At 38.9% G+C, this 13,935-nt stretch carries 17 protein-coding genes; 14 read left to right on the top strand and 3 right to left on the bottom strand.

What is annotated here, in order from left to right; genetic code table 11:
• Nucleotides 1–7: 7 nt before the first annotated feature.
• From lptE to nadD, 3 genes are read left to right on the top strand one after another with little or no spacing between them, the layout of a single operon-like run.
• Nucleotides 8–556, top strand: a complete 549-nt coding sequence (gene lptE, locus ABN256_RS16995; RefSeq protein WP_115351368.1) for an LPS assembly lipoprotein LptE — start codon at nt 8–10, stop codon at nt 554–556.
• A complete protein-coding gene (holA, locus tag ABN256_RS16990) occupies nt 553–1,587 on the top strand; it encodes a DNA polymerase III subunit delta (protein WP_340895557.1) in 1,035 nt (344 codons plus the stop codon). The genes lptE and holA overlap by 4 nt, the downstream gene beginning before the upstream one ends.
• On the top strand, nt 1,580–2,251 hold the full coding sequence (gene nadD / locus ABN256_RS16985) for a nicotinate-nucleotide adenylyltransferase (protein ID WP_196553448.1): 672 nt from the start codon (nt 1,580–1,582) through the stop codon (nt 2,249–2,251). Before holA ends, nadD begins: the two co-directional genes overlap by 8 nt.
• 6 nt (nt 2,252–2,257) lie before the next feature.
• On the opposite strand, the gene ABN256_RS16980 is transcribed toward nadD, so the two are convergent.
• Nucleotides 2,258–2,962 carry a YbgA family protein gene (locus tag ABN256_RS16980; protein ID WP_231619322.1) on the bottom strand — a complete coding sequence of 235 codons (705 nt, stop codon included), beginning with the start codon at nt 2,960–2,962 and terminating at the stop codon, nt 2,258–2,260.
• Nucleotides 2,963–3,517: 555 nt separating this feature from the next.
• Between ABN256_RS16980 and rsfS the strand changes: the two genes are divergently transcribed.
• From rsfS to crcB, 10 genes are all read left to right on the top strand, one after another.
• Complete coding sequence (gene rsfS, locus ABN256_RS16975; protein WP_006537732.1) at nt 3,518–3,844, top strand: ribosome silencing factor; 327 nt, start codon at nt 3,518–3,520, stop codon at nt 3,842–3,844.
• 2 nt (nt 3,845–3,846) lie between these two features.
• The gene (gene rlmH / locus ABN256_RS16970; protein ID WP_072070247.1) at nt 3,847–4,317 is read left to right on the top strand and encodes a 23S rRNA (pseudouridine(1915)-N(3))-methyltransferase RlmH; all 471 of its coding nucleotides are present in this window, start codon (nt 3,847–3,849) and stop codon (nt 4,315–4,317) included.
• A gap of 38 nt (nt 4,318–4,355) precedes the next feature.
• Nucleotides 4,356–6,251, top strand: coding sequence for a peptidoglycan DD-transpeptidase MrdA (mrdA, locus tag ABN256_RS16965; RefSeq protein WP_197269440.1), 1,896 nt, complete (start codon nt 4,356–4,358; stop codon nt 6,249–6,251).
• 5 nt (nt 6,252–6,256) lie between these two features.
• Nucleotides 6,257–7,369, top strand: coding sequence for a peptidoglycan glycosyltransferase MrdB (gene mrdB, locus ABN256_RS16960; protein WP_072070249.1), 1,113 nt, complete (start codon nt 6,257–6,259; stop codon nt 7,367–7,369).
• A gap of 10 nt (nt 7,370–7,379) precedes the next feature.
• Nucleotides 7,380–8,351 (top strand): endolytic peptidoglycan transglycosylase RlpA, encoded by a 972-nt coding sequence (rlpA, locus tag ABN256_RS16955; RefSeq protein WP_349439801.1) that lies wholly within the window; start codon nt 7,380–7,382, stop codon nt 8,349–8,351.
• Nucleotides 8,352–8,471: 120 nt separating this feature from the next.
• On the top strand, nt 8,472–9,683 hold the full coding sequence (dacA, locus tag ABN256_RS16950) for a D-alanyl-D-alanine carboxypeptidase DacA (RefSeq protein ID WP_072070251.1): 1,212 nt from the start codon (nt 8,472–8,474) through the stop codon (nt 9,681–9,683).
• A gap of 200 nt (nt 9,684–9,883) precedes the next feature.
• A complete protein-coding gene (gene ybeD / locus ABN256_RS16945; RefSeq protein WP_036912266.1) occupies nt 9,884–10,147 on the top strand; it encodes a DUF493 family protein YbeD in 264 nt (87 codons plus the stop codon).
• A 162-nt stretch (nt 10,148–10,309) separates the two neighbouring features.
• Nucleotides 10,310–10,954 carry a lipoyl(octanoyl) transferase LipB gene (gene lipB / locus ABN256_RS16940; protein WP_072070252.1) on the top strand — a complete coding sequence of 215 codons (645 nt, stop codon included), beginning with the start codon at nt 10,310–10,312 and terminating at the stop codon, nt 10,952–10,954.
• A 101-nt stretch (nt 10,955–11,055) separates the two neighbouring features.
• Nucleotides 11,056–12,021: a lipoyl synthase gene (lipA, locus tag ABN256_RS16935; protein ID WP_036938585.1), complete on the top strand. Its 966-nt coding sequence runs from the start codon at nt 11,056–11,058 to the stop codon at nt 12,019–12,021.
• Nucleotides 12,022–12,034: 13 nt separating this feature from the next.
• Nucleotides 12,035–12,409, top strand: a complete 375-nt coding sequence (gene crcB / locus ABN256_RS16930; RefSeq protein ID WP_072070253.1) for a fluoride efflux transporter CrcB — start codon at nt 12,035–12,037, stop codon at nt 12,407–12,409.
• A 133-nt stretch (nt 12,410–12,542) separates the two neighbouring features.
• Here crcB and cspE read toward each other — a convergent pair whose 3' ends face one another.
• Both cspE and ABN256_RS16920 read right to left on the bottom strand, forming a co-directional pair.
• Entirely contained in the window at nt 12,543–12,752 is a 210-nt protein-coding gene (gene cspE, locus ABN256_RS16925) for a transcription antiterminator/RNA stability regulator CspE (RefSeq protein WP_023581133.1), read from the bottom strand.
• Between the two features lie 197 nt (nt 12,753–12,949).
• Nucleotides 12,950–13,423 carry a methylated-DNA--[protein]-cysteine S-methyltransferase gene (locus ABN256_RS16920; RefSeq protein ID WP_349439800.1) on the bottom strand — a complete coding sequence of 158 codons (474 nt, stop codon included), beginning with the start codon at nt 13,421–13,423 and terminating at the stop codon, nt 12,950–12,952.
• Nucleotides 13,424–13,706: 283 nt separating this feature from the next.
• On the opposite strand from ABN256_RS16920, the gene ABN256_RS16915 reads away from it, so the two are divergent.
• On the top strand, nt 13,707–13,931 hold the full coding sequence (locus ABN256_RS16915; protein ID WP_072070255.1) for a glutaredoxin family protein: 225 nt from the start codon (nt 13,707–13,709) through the stop codon (nt 13,929–13,931).
• The last annotated feature ends 4 nt before the right edge of the window (nt 13,932–13,935 follow it).

The following is a 13,935-nucleotide window of genomic DNA, read 5'->3' as shown; positions in this document are numbered from 1 at the left end:
AGGCCTAGTGCGATATCTACTTTCGCTATTTTTCGGTTTAGCGGTGTTAATCACCGCTGGCTGCGGTTTTCATTTACAAGGGAAAACTCAGGTTCCAGCAGAATTAAAAACGCTTTATCTTAGCTCTGGTGACCCTTATGGCCCATTATCTCGTGTAATGCGTCAACAACTCAGACTTAGTGATGTTCAGCTTGTTGAAAATCCAACAGCCGATATTCCTATTCTCAAAATTGTAGGTTCGTCAGAGAGTAAAGAGACCGTTTCTGTGTATCAAGACGGTAAATCAGCAGAACGTCAGCTAACATTTGTGCTAGATGCGCAAGTGATTATGCCAGATGGAACGATTTACCCTATTTCATCACAGGTTTCACGCCCATTCTTCGATAACCCATTAGAGGCATTAGCAAAAGATGCTGAGAATGACATTATCAAGCAAGAAATGCGTGAACAAGCAACAGCAATATTAGTGCGTAAACTATTGGTTGTTCATAATGCTGAACGCCAAAAAGCCGCACAAGCTGAGCAAGCAAAACAGATAATCTCTCCGGCCAAATGATCCGCTTATATCCAGAACAACTGAATGCGCAGCTCCAAGAGGGGCTGCGCCAAAGTTATCTACTCTGGGGCAATGAACCTCTATTGCTCCAAGAGTCTCAAGATACCATCCAATCCGCTGCTAAAGCCCAAGGATTTATTGAACACTATCAATTTACTCTTGATAATAATACGGACTGGAATGAAATTTACTCCCTTTGTCAATCACTAAGCCTTTTTTCTCAAAGACAATCTATTTTGCTTCATTTACCTGATAGTGGTCCTAATGCAGCTATGTCAGAGAAACTCACAAGGTTATCTCAAGAGTTACACCAAGATTTATTATTGATTTTACGTGGCAATAAACTAACCAAGGCTCAAGAAAACAGTGAATGGTTTAAAACATTAAGCCAGAATGGAACATATGTTTCTTGTCTCACACCTGAACTTGATAAATTGCCTAACTGGGTTTCTCGTCGAGCAAAACAAAAAGGATTAGTGCTGGATGAACAAGGTAACCAACTACTTTGCTACTGCTATGAAGGTAATTTGCTCGCATTAGCACAGGCGATAGAGCGTCTTTCCCTACTTTATCCTGATGGTAAATTGACATTACCTAGAGTAGAAGCAGCTGTTAATGACGCTTCACATTTTACCCCTTATCACTGGGTTGATGCATTGCTTGCAGGTAAGACACAACGCGCATGGCATATTTTACAACAACTCAAAAGAGAAGATAGCGAACCTGTTATTTTACTCAGAACGTTACAACGTGAGTTAATGCAATTAATTACGCTGCACCGAGAATCTAAAACTGCCGCGTTAAAAACTATTTTTGATAAACATCGAATTTGGCAAAACCGACGTCCAATTTTTACAGCAGCATTACAACGTTTATCTGAGCATCAACTGCTAACTGCAATACGGTTATTAGCCAGTATTGAAATGACTATTAAACAAGATTATGGTCAAACTGTTTGGCCATCTCTTAGCGCATTAGGCTTATTGCTTTGTGGGAAAGCATTACCAGAAGGATTTGTAAATTATGCCTAAAAATAATGATCCTACACCTTTAATTAATCAAGCTATCGCCTTATATGGTGGCACATTTGATCCAATTCATTATGGGCATTTACGTCCTGTTGAAGCACTTTCAGGATTAATTGGTTTAAAAGAAGTGGTGTGGCTACCCAATAATATTCCTCCTCATCGCCCACAGCCTGAAGCATCTTCTCAGCAACGCCTTGATATGGTACGTCTTGCTCTTGAGCCATATTCTTCATTTAAAGTGGATACTCGTGAGCTTGAGAAGCCAACACCTTCTTATACTATTGAGACATTAAGAGATTTCAGACAAGAAATTGGTAATAAACAACCTTTAGCATTTATTATTGGTCAGGATTCATTACTTTCGATTAATACGTGGCATCAATGGGAAAAGCTATTAGATGTATGCCATTTGTTAGTTTGCGCTCGCCCGGGTTATCAAACTCATTTTGAGTCAGCCCAAATGCAGAAGTGGCTAAAAAAACATCAAACCAATCAACAAGAAGATATTCATTGCTTACCTTCTGGCAAAATTTTTCTGGCTGATACGCCTCTTTATAATATTTCAGCAACAGATATTCGTGCTCGCCATAAAGCAGGATTAGATTGTCACGATTTGCTACCAAGTTCTGTCGAAGACTATATTCGCCAGCAACAACTCTATAAATAATTAAGGCTAAAGTTGCTCTCTTAAATAATTAAAAGCGAACGGATAAGGTGAAAAATAGCGTTGATGGCTCAAATACTCATTAGGATAAATGGCTAACCAATATTTGAGTAAATCATAAGGTTTAGATAAAGGCACAATACCTTGACGATATTGTAAAATTGTCTGCGCCATCTCTTGTTTTTGTTGTGAGCTTAGATTTCGCTTAAAATACCCTGCCATATGCATTAACGCATTAGTTTGCCCTTCTCTATTTGCAGCAACACTAAATGCCTTCATTAGCTTTTCCTGATATTTCGATGCAACTTGTTCAAGGGGAATAGCATCAGAAAAATTAGCAATGTCACGTCCCAATTCTCGATAAGCCACTAGTGAATAAGCCATAATTAAATATTTATATCGACTATGAAATTTAACTAAAGCCCCTTTAGTTAATGATTGATTAACCTGTTGTTGGTAATCAAACAGTGTGAAAAATTGGGTAAGAAAATGGTCAAGAACAATAGGCTGTAAAAGTTGATTAATATTTAATTGAGGTAAAGTAAAATTCGAGGGTGAGGAAAGGCTGTCTCCTTTTTTTCCAACATAACCATAAAGTGGCAACAGATTATCTCTATTTTGAGCATCTATCTGCATAATGCTTATCTTTTCCGCCTGAACCGTGTCACAAAGCAATGCTAACTTTTCTTGCAATTGGTGATTGGTGTTACTCATAATTTCTGAAGATATCCCGAGATAATTCACTTTTCTTTCCATTCTTTTTCTCTCCAATTAAAAAGTCTGAGCATTACACGGTATAATCTGAAGCTAACAAAGTAAAAACACATCTAATTAGGTGCTTGATGAGCATTGACAGACGATGTTTAGCTGTTATTCTCACCCTCTGTTCCCTTAAGGGAACTGTAAGGTAAAACTGTCGTCTAACTGAAAAGTCCTTATATGCCTTCTTTTTATTATTGATTATGACGCAGTTAATGGGCATACATGAATTTTTCTAAATCAAACGTCGAAAAACAAAAGAATGAGGTTTATGTTCTTGTTATCGCTAACTGGAATTACTCATCGAGTAAAATAGATTTATTGGTATAAATTCCTTTAAAATAGCGTTCATACTCTAAATAATTCGAAGTACAGTAAAACGACAAGTAAATGGTCACTAAAAGCAGACAAAAATCTGCAACTAGTAAAAATAAACCTAGTCAACAATACTGCAAACTGATGTATAACGAGTATAGTATTTTTCGATTGAATTAACTCATTAGATTAAAGGTGATCCTTTTGCAAGGTTCTGAATTACAACAATTTATTATTGATAAACTTGAAGATTCTAAAGCTCAAGACATCATTGCATTAGATGTCCGTGGAAAATCAAGTGTAACGGATTACATGATTATTTGCACAGGTACATCAAGCAGACATCTTATGTCTGTTGCAGATAATCTCGTTGATGATTGCCGCGAAGCGGGATTACAACCTTTAGGTGTGGAAGGACAAGGTGTTTCTGATTGGATTGTCGTCGATCTTGGTGAAGCCATGGTACACGTAATGCAAGAAGATAGCCGTCGTATGTACGAACTTGAAAAACTCTGGAGCTGAGTTTGAAATTACAGCTCATTGCCGTTGGTACAAAAATGCCGGACTGGATACAGACCGGCTTTATGGATTATCTTAATCGATTTCCCAAAGACATGCCTTTAGAACTTATTGAGATACCCGCAGGTAAACGCGGAAAGAATGCCGATATTAAACGCATTCTCGAAAAAGAAGGCGAACAAATGTTAGCGACTGTGGGTAAAGGGAATCGTATTGTCACTCTTGATATTCCTGGCGCTCGCTGGGATACGCCAAAACTTGCAGAACAACTTGATCGATGGAAGCTTGATGGTAGAAATGTCAGCTTATTAATTGGTGGCCCTGAAGGATTAGCACCTGCTTGTAAAGCTGCAGCTGAGCAAAGCTGGTCTTTATCTCCTTTAACAATGCCACACCCCCTTGTTCGTGTCGTGGTTGCAGAAAGCCTTTATCGAGCATGGAGTATTACGACAAACCATCCTTATCATCGTGAATAATCAATAAATTGGCGGGTCAGTAAGTGAAGTCAAATGGGATGAAGAGAAAAAAACGTACCCCGTTTCGAGATTATACTGCGGAATCAAAATTATTTATCCGCCGTGTGATCGTCGCATTTTCAGTAATTATCATATTAAGTGGTATTTTGGTTTTTAACCTCAATCACTTACAAATCGCTCGCCATGACGATTATCAAACACGTTCAAATGATAACCGAATTAAACTCGTCCCAATTGCACCTAGTCGTGGCATTATTTATGATCGCAAAGGGATCCCTCTTGCGCTTAATCGGACTATCTACCAGTTAGAAGTCGTACCTGAAAAGGTAACAAACTTACAAGAAACGCTTGAAAGTTTGAGAGAGGTTGTTGACTTAACTGATGAAGATATCGCAGCTTTTGAAAAAGAACGTAAGCGCTCTCGTCGATTTAGCTCTATTCCCTTAAAAACCACACTTAGCCAAGTGCAAGTTGCGCGTTTTGCTATCAATCAATATCGTTATCCGGGCTTAGAAATCAAAGGTTATCAACGCCGTTATTATCCTTATGGTTCAGCATTAACACATGTAATTGGTTATGTTGCAAAAATTAACGATAAAGATGTTGAACGACTTGATAAAGAAGGTTTGTCACCTAACTACGCCGCTACTCATGATATCGGTAAATTAGGTATTGAACGTTATTATGAGTCTGTATTACACGGAACAACGGGCTATGAAGAAGTTGAAGTCAATAGCCGTGGTCGCGTTATTCGCCAATTACATGAACAACCACCACAAGCAGGTAAAGATATTTACCTTACCGTTGATCTTGAATTACAGACCTATATTGAAACATTACTTACCACAAGCCGGGCTGCTGTTGTAGTGACTGATCCTCGCAATGGTGAAATTTTAGCCCTTGTATCAAACCCAAGTTATGATCCGAACTTATTTGTGGGCGGTATTTCTAATACTGATTATCAAGGATTACTAAATAATCCTGATAGACCACTAATAAATCGAACGACACAAGGCCTCTATCCTCCAGCTTCAACGGTTAAACCCTTTATGTCTGTTGCTGCATTAAGTGAAGGGGTTATCACCGCAAATACGACTATTCACGATCCTGGCTGGTGGCAACTTCCTGGCTCTGAAAAACGCTATCGTGACTGGAAACGCTGGGGGCATGGTAAACTCAATGTTACCAAGTCCATTGTTGAGTCTGCAGATACATTTTTCTATCAAGTTGCTTATGATATGGGAATCGATCGTATATCAACTTGGATGGGCCGATTTGGCTATGGCGAATACACCGGAATCGATCTATCCGAAGAGCGTAATGGCATCATGCCAACGCGTGAGTGGAAACAGCAACGTTATAAAAAACCTTGGTATCAAGGTGACACGATCCCTGTAGGGATTGGTCAAGGTTATTGGACCGCAACGCCAATTCAAATGGCAAAAGCTTTAATGACATTGATTAATGATGGTCAAGTTAAAACTCCTCACCTACTTTACGGTACGAAACTTGGTAATGAAATGTTGCCTTATATTGATACCGAAACCCGTCAAATTGGTGATATTAACTCTGGCTATTGGGAATTAGCAAAACATGGTATGTATGGCGTGGCTAACTTCCCTAATGGTACAGGTCGCCGAAGTTTTGCTGATGCTCCTTATAAAGTAGCAGCTAAATCAGGAACTGCGCAGGTGTTTAGTTATGAAACATACAATGCTAGCCAATTGGCTGAACATCTTCGTGACCACAAACTGATGATTGCCTTTGCGCCTTATGATGAGCCGACTGTTGCTATAGCAATTATTTTAGAAAATGGTGGTGCTGGCCCTTCTGTCGGTGATATTACAAGACAAATTCTTGACCACATTCTCCTAGGTGATAACAACACAGTGTTACCTGATTCGCCACCTGCTCCACGCGGTTCAGAGGAATAATCATTATGACTGAAAATAATAAGAAAAAATCCTTCTGGACTCGAGTCCATATCGACCCTTTATTCTTGCTCTGTATTATTGCTTTATTGGGATACAGCGCATTTATTATGTGGAGTGCAAGTGGCCAAGATCCAGAAATGATGCAGCGCAAATTAGGTCAGATTGGTATGGGTTTTATGATCATGATAGTCATGGCTCAAATTCCACCACGAGTCTATGAAAGCTGGGCTCCACATCTCTATTTCTTTTGCGTTATTTTGCTTATTCTTGTTGATGTCTTTGGTCAAATAAGTAAAGGTGCTCAACGTTGGCTAGATTTAGGTATTGTACGTTTCCAACCTTCAGAAATTGCTAAAATTGCCGTACCATTAATGGTAGCACGATTTATGAACCGAGATATCTGCCCGCCTACGTTGCGTAATACTGCTATTGCTTTGGTACTTATTTTTGTACCAACGTTATTAGTCGCAGCACAGCCAGATTTAGGAACATCCATTCTTGTCGCTGCATCGGGTTTATTTGTTCTTTTTCTCGCGGGAATGAGTTGGCGTCTTATCACTGTAGCCATAGTTCTTGTTGCTGCTTTTATCCCCATACTCTGGTTTTTCCTTATGCATGATTACCAACAAGCTAGGGTAATGATGCTACTTGACCCTGAATCTGATCCACTCGGCGCAGGATATCATATCATCCAATCTAAAATTGCCATTGGTTCTGGCGGATTACATGGAAAAGGATGGTTACAAGGCACGCAATCTCAATTAGAATTCTTACCAGAGCGCCATACAGACTTTATTTTTGCTGTATTGGCTGAAGAACTCGGATTAATTGGTGTTTTGATACTGCTAGCTCTTTACATACTCTTAATTGCGCGAGGCCTTTACCTTGCAACGAAAGCACAAAATACATTTGGTAGAGTAATGATTGGCGGATTAATGTTAATCTTCTTTGTCTATGTCTTTGTCAACATAGGAATGGTGAGTGGTATTCTTCCTGTTGTCGGTGTTCCGTTACCGCTAATGAGTTATGGAGGCTCTGCCCTAATTGTCTTGATGGCAGGATTTGGCATTGTTATGTCTATTCATACACACCGAAAACTATTATCGAAAAGTTTATAATGAGGTTTCTATGCGTCTGCAATGGGTTTTGGTAGGTATCAGTGCATTGCTACTTTCAGGATGTGTTGTTGATAAGCAGAACACAAATAAACAGCCTGCACCATTACCCAATGTGCCAGCTCAACGTGTTCTTGGTGCTGAACCTCGTTATGAGCCTTATCACCCAACAGCAAATCAAGATTACCGAAAAAATGGTATGATCTATCGTATTGTGACTGATCCTGCAAACTTTAGTGAGCGAGGAGAAGCTATTGTTTATGATAGCTTAGCTATGAGTCGTTTAACGACTATTGGTGAACGTGTCAATCCTTATGAATTTGCAGCCGCACATCCTACATTACCCATACCAAGTTATGTAAAAATCACAAACTTACTCAATGGGCGCACAATGGTTGTCAGGATCAATGACCGTGGCCCTTACGTCAACGGTAAACAAATCCAAGTCACTCCCGCTGTTTCTGATAGTTTGCGTTTAATGCCAACAACACCATTGCAAATTGAAGGAATTGTTGTCGATCAAAATGGCCATATGAGTGGTATTGGTACACATGGGGCTCAAATTGAGAAGAAAACAACAGCTTTACCCGAACGCCCTAATTTTAATGCTCAATCAACAACATCTACGCCATTAACAACATCAACACCTGCTAATATGCCTATTGAGCCACCAGCACAACCGGAAGCAAAAATTACAGCTCCAGCTCCAGCTCCAGCTCCAGCTCCAGCTCCAGCTCCAGTATTACTATCAAACTCCATAGCGCAAGGCTTTTATGTGCAAGTTGGCGCACTTAGTAATGAAAATAATGCTCAGTTTTGGCTCAATGATTTATTGTCATCATTTGGTACTCAAGGCGTGATTAATAAAACAGATGGACTATATAAGGTACAACTCGGCCCTTATTCCTCAAAAGATCAAGCCGAAGCAATAAAAAATAAGCTGAAACAAGTTAAAGATATCTCTGGGTTTATTATTACCCAATAAAGGTAAGATGACGTAAAATCCTTTTTATATCAGCAAATTCAAGCGTAGAATCGCCTGGTTTTGCTGATATTTTATTTATTAGCCCCTATTTTCCCCTGAATTTTCGGATTAAACAACAGAATGAAACAGACACTCCCAGCTAAATTACTAAGAACGAGCCTATTAAGTGCCACTTTTGCTTTATTGACAGTAACGCATCAAAGCTTGGCTGATGATTCACTAAAAACAATGATACCCGCTGTTCCTAATATCGAAGCCGAATCTTATATTCTTATTGATTATAATTCTGGGAAAGTGCTGGCTGAAATGAATGCCGATGTTCGTCGTGATCCTGCGAGTTTAACCAAAATGATGACCAGTTATGTTATTGGGCAATCTATTCGTGCAGGCAAAATTACTAATAACGATATCGTGCCAATTGGTGAAGAAGCATGGGCAACGGGCAATCCTATTTTTCGTGGCTCCTCTTTAATGTTTTTAAAACCTGGCGACCAAGTTACTGTCGCACAATTAACCCGTGGCATTAATTTGCAATCAGGTAATGATGCTTGTGTGGCAATGGCCTCTTATGTCGCCGGTAGCCAAGATACATTTGTCACCATGATGAATGATTACGTTAAACGTCTTGGTTTAAAAAACACCCAATTTCAAACAGTTCATGGACTTGATGCTCCTGGGCAATATAGCTCTGCTCGTGATATGGCGTTAATTGGTGCAGCATTAATTCGTGATGTACCTGACGAATATGCCATCTACAAAGAGAAAGAGTATACCTATAACAATATCCGCCAAACAAACCGAAATGGATTGTTATGGGATAGCAGTTTAAATGTGGATGGTATTAAAACAGGCCACACTTCCTCAGCAGGTTATAACTTAGTTGCCTCTGCAACTGAAGGTAATATGCGCTTAATTTCAGCTGTAATGGGTGGTCATTCATCTAAAGGTCGTGATGCTGAAAGTAAAAAACTGCTGACTTGGGGTTTTCGCTTTTTTGAAACAGTAAAACCACTACAAGTAGGTAAAGAGTTCGCAGCTGAACCAATTTGGTACGGTGAAACAGATAAAGTACAATTAGGCGTAGATAAAGATGTTTATTTAACTATTCCTCGTGGTCGATTAAAAGATTTAAAAGCAAGCTATGTCCTTGATAATGTAGAATTACATGCCCCAGTCACTAAAAACCAAGTTGTTGGAACCATTAATTTCCAACTTGATGGGCAAATTATTGAGCAACGTCCACTCGTGGTGATGAATGAAGTAAAAGAAGGTGGCTTCTTTAGCCGCATTATCGATTACATCAAATTATTATTCTCACACTGGTTTGGCTAAGACTTGAAAAAGGTAAATGTGACCACATATAACTTATATATGAATATTGGCATAAACACACTTACCATTCCCCTATTTACCCTAATTACCAGTATCGCATTCCTTAATTGTTAAGGAATGCGCTTTTTATTTGTCAAGATTAGGTGTAGATATAGATAATTAAAACAACAGTGTCTGTTGTCTTAAGGAATTACATTATGATGAAAACAAAATTAAATGAACTGTTAGAGTTCCCATGTTCTTTCACTTATAAAGTGATGGGTCATGCAAAACCAGAATTAGTGGATCAAGTCGTTGAAGTTATTCAACGCCACGCACCCGGTGATTATACTCCTTCTGTAAAACCAAGCAGTAAAGGCAATTACCATTCAGTTTCTATTACGATCAATGCAACCCATATCGATCAAGTAGAAACACTGTATAAAGAGTTAGGCGAGCTTGAACTCGTTCGTATGGTTCTATAACCTCTTCATTTAAAATGATGAATTTTTCAAAAGCGCCTTTCTCTCAGGCGCTTTTTCTTATCTTAATTACGTTCATTTTCCTCTCCTCTTCGGAAAAAAAACATCTCAATCTGGTAGTTCATTTACTGGGGCGTTATACTGCTCTTCACAATTACGCTACAAATGAAGATTTTCACGGTGCAAGACAAAACAATCATTATTCGCCAATTAGGTGTGAAACCCTACTTACCGGTTTCTGATTCTATGCATCAGTTTACGGAGAAACGGGAAAGTCACACGCCTGATGAAATATGGCTCGTTCAGCATGAACAAGTTTTTACTCAAGGCCAAGCAGGTAAAGCTGAACACTTATTAAACACAGGAACTATTCCTGTTATTCAATCTGATCGTGGTGGTCAGGTGACTTATCATGGCCCTGGTCAACAAGTCATGTATGTTTTAGTGGACTTAAAACGTAACCATATTGGTGTTCGACAACTAGTCACAGCACTTGAAAATACCGTTATTGATACGCTAGCGGAATTTAATGTAGAGGCCTATGCTCGCGCTGATGCACCGGGCGTATATGTGAAAGGCGATAAAATCTGTTCATTAGGGCTACGTATTCGTAAAGGTTGCTCCTTTCATGGTTTAGCCCTCAATATCGATATGGATTTATCACCTTTTTCACGAATAAATCCTTGTGGTTATTCTGATCTGAAAATGACACAGTTAATTGATTTTGCTCCTAATACGACAACGATACAGGTAGCACCATTATTAGTTAAGCATTTTTGTACACAACTAGGATTCCAACCACAGCAATAAAAATGCTATAATTTTTTTAACATTTGTCATTTTTTTTTAAAACCCTGATTACCTCAGTCACATCGTGTTAATCACTCTAGATAACTGGAACTGGCACAATTATGAGTAAACCTATTCAGATGGAACGCGGAGTTAAATATCGCGACGCCGATAAAATGGCACTTATTCCTGTTAAAACGGTCGCTACAGAACGTGAACAACTGCTACGCAAACCTGATTGGATGAAAATAAAGCTGCCCGCTGATTCAAGTAAAATTCAGGGCATCAAAGCGGCAATGCGTAAAAATGGTCTTCATTCTGTATGCGAAGAGGCATCTTGTCCTAACCTCGCAGAGTGTTTTAATCATGGAACAGCAACCTTTATGATCTTGGGCGCAATCTGTACACGCCGTTGCCCATTTTGTGATGTAGCACATGGCCGACCAAATGCTCCTGATCCACAAGAGCCAGAGAAACTCGCACAAACTATTAAAGATATGGGATTACGCTATGTCGTTATCACCTCAGTAGACCGTGATGACTTGCGTGATGGCGGTGCTCAGCATTTTGCAGATTGTATCTCCGCTATTCGTGCAAAGAATCCTACTATTCGTATTGAAACACTAGTACCTGATTTCCGTGGTCGTATGGATAAAGCACTTGAGATCCTTACAGACACTCCACCAGATGTCTTTAACCATAACTTAGAGAATGTACCTCGCGTTTATCGTCAAGTACGCCCTGGTGCTAACTATCAATGGTCATTAACGCTATTAGAACGCTTTAAACAAGCACACCCTGATATTCCAACAAAATCAGGCCTGATGGTAGGCCTTGGGGAAACCAACGAAGAAATTATTGACGTTATGCGTGATCTGCGCAAACATGGGGTAACGATGCTGACATTAGGGCAATATTTACAACCAAGTCGTCACCATCTTCCTGTTCAACGCTACGTCAGTCCTGACGAGTTTGAATATATGAAAGAACAAGCACTTGCAATGGGCTTTACCCATGCTGCTTGTGGGCCTTTTGTTCGCTCATCTTATCATGCCGACCTTCAAGCTCAGGGGATTGAGGTTAAATAACAATTAATCTCTTATGCTTAACATTGCAATTGCTGTATTTATAGGTGGTGGCTTAGGTAGCGTATTACGCTGGCTAATTAGCTACCGCCTAAATTCTATTTTTCCTCATTTTGCCACAGGCACCTTTGTTGCTAACTGCATTGGTGCATTTATTATTGCCTTTGGTATCGCTTGGTTTAGCAAAGCACCACATATTGATCCTATTTGGAAAATTATGCTGACAACAGGCTTTTGTGGCGGTCTGACAACTTTTTCAACCTTTTCAGTTGAAGTGGTTGCTCTCTTAACCGAAGGGAAAATTGGATGGGCATTAAGCACTATGGGGGCTAACTTAGCGGGTTCATTTTTAATGACAGCATTTGCATTTTGGTTATTACGTGAAATGTAATATTAGAGCCATAATAGCCTATTAAATAATAGGTTTAGTTCTAGAAATATAAACCCCGTTAAAAACGAGTTTGCTATATAAAATATAAAAACCCGTTAATAACGGGTTTTTACTGTCTCAAAGAAGTCGTTAATTAGATAGCGACAACGTTTGCAGCAGATGGCCCTTTCGCGCCGTCAGTAACTTCAAACTCTACTTTTTGACCTTCAGCAAGGGTTTTAAAGCCTTCTGATGTAATAGCGGAAAAGTGTACAAATACATCTTTGCTGCCATCTTCTGGAGTGATAAAACCAAAACCTTTAGTTTCGTTAAACCACTTAACGTTACCTTTTAATTTAGACATCAAGTTTACCTTTAAAATAGAAAATAAACGCAAGCGTTTTGCGTTGGCTATAGTAAAACAAAAATGATGATTCCCTGTCCACAGTCTAGATCACGAAACTCACATTTTTTTTCTACCAAATGATTAATATTCAGACAAATCCCATGACTTAACGCATAGTTCACTTAAGAAACAATACTTAATACTTACAATCTGAACTATTCATCAATCTCTACTTTTTCATATTGAAGTAGCCAACGCTTAATATCTAATCCACCAGTGTAACCGACTAACTTACCGTTATGACCAATAACACGATGACAAGGAATAATTAAAGAAATCGGATTTCGTGAATTTGCCATTCCGACCGCCCTGCAATAATTGACTGAACCTAATGTAAGTGCCAATTTTTTATAACTCCAAATTTCACCATAAGGGATCGTTTGTAATGATGTCCAAACTCGACTTTGAAATTCTGTTCCTTTTGGCGCCAGTGGCACAGAAAAGGTGGTACGTTTACCCGCAAAATACTCTTTTAGTTGTTTTATGCATTGATTAATTACGGGGCTTGAATTCACAGCAACATCTTTGTCATTTACAAAATAGAGGCTGGTGATCCCTTTTTCATTGGCTGTAATAGAGATATAAGGTTTTGGGAAGCCAACAGGTGTATCGAGATAGTCTTGGTACATAATATTTTCTCTATTGATTTGTCTGTAACACTAAGAGTAAATCATGCTTGATTGATAAAGCAATCATCTAATTACTTGTATATCTAATAAAAATAGATCAATAACACGGTCAAAAAATAAAATTAGTGCGCTAACTGTTTAATTTTAATGATAATCATTATCAAAACACAAAAACACCATATATTGTGTGGTTGAAAATAAATAACTCTATATATAGTATTTAAATACTTCTCATTATGGATGTGAAAACAGACGCATCCATATTTTTATAAGGGTTATTTTTATGTCTGTTATCCTCTATACCAAACCGAATTGCGTTCAATGTAGTGCCACAGAACGCGCATTAAAACAGAAAAATATTCCGTTTGTTGCTGTTGATCTCACCCAAGATACACAAGCCTTAGCTCAAATAGTTTCTATGGGATATCGCCAAGTTCCCGTTGTTGTTCATGGTGACCAACATTGGTCAGGCTTCTGCCCTGATAAAATAAGACAGATTACGCTCTAAAGGA

The organism is Proteus sp. fly-1008, from assembly GCF_040140305.1.
GTDB classification, from domain to species: domain Bacteria; phylum Pseudomonadota; class Gammaproteobacteria; order Enterobacterales; family Enterobacteriaceae; genus Proteus; species Proteus vulgaris_B.
The sequence above is the reverse complement of the archived record's forward strand: the minus strand, read 5'-3'. Positions and strand labels throughout refer to the sequence as shown.

Bases quoted from the DNA above. Each gene is read 5' to 3' on its own strand.
- dacA (WP_072070251.1), top strand. From the start codon at position 8,472: ATGAAACAGACACTCCCAGCTAAATTACTAAGAACGAGCCTATTAAGT.
- ABN256_RS16915 (WP_072070255.1), top strand. From the start codon at position 13,707: ATGTCTGTTATCCTCTATACCAAACCGAATTGCGTTCAATGTAGTGCC.
- rlpA (WP_349439801.1), top strand. From the start codon at position 7,380: ATGCGTCTGCAATGGGTTTTGGTAGGTATCAGTGCATTGCTACTTTCA.
- cspE (WP_023581133.1), bottom strand. From the start codon at position 12,752: ATGTCTAAATTAAAAGGTAACGTTAAGTGGTTTAACGAAACTAAAGGT.
- lipB (WP_072070252.1), top strand. From the start codon at position 10,310: ATGAAGATTTTCACGGTGCAAGACAAAACAATCATTATTCGCCAATTA.
- mrdA (WP_197269440.1), top strand. From the start codon at position 4,356: ATGAAGAGAAAAAAACGTACCCCGTTTCGAGATTATACTGCGGAATCA.
- nadD (WP_196553448.1), top strand. From the start codon at position 1,580: ATGCCTAAAAATAATGATCCTACACCTTTAATTAATCAAGCTATCGCC.
- holA (WP_340895557.1), top strand. From the start codon at position 553: ATGATCCGCTTATATCCAGAACAACTGAATGCGCAGCTCCAAGAGGGG.
- crcB (WP_072070253.1), top strand. From the start codon at position 12,035: ATGCTTAACATTGCAATTGCTGTATTTATAGGTGGTGGCTTAGGTAGC.
- ABN256_RS16980 (WP_231619322.1), bottom strand. From the start codon at position 2,962: ATGAGTAACACCAATCACCAATTGCAAGAAAAGTTAGCATTGCTTTGT.
- lipA (WP_036938585.1), top strand. From the start codon at position 11,056: ATGAGTAAACCTATTCAGATGGAACGCGGAGTTAAATATCGCGACGCC.
- mrdB (WP_072070249.1), top strand. From the start codon at position 6,257: ATGACTGAAAATAATAAGAAAAAATCCTTCTGGACTCGAGTCCATATC.
- ybeD (WP_036912266.1), top strand. From the start codon at position 9,884: ATGAAAACAAAATTAAATGAACTGTTAGAGTTCCCATGTTCTTTCACT.
- ABN256_RS16920 (WP_349439800.1), bottom strand. From the start codon at position 13,423: ATGTACCAAGACTATCTCGATACACCTGTTGGCTTCCCAAAACCTTAT.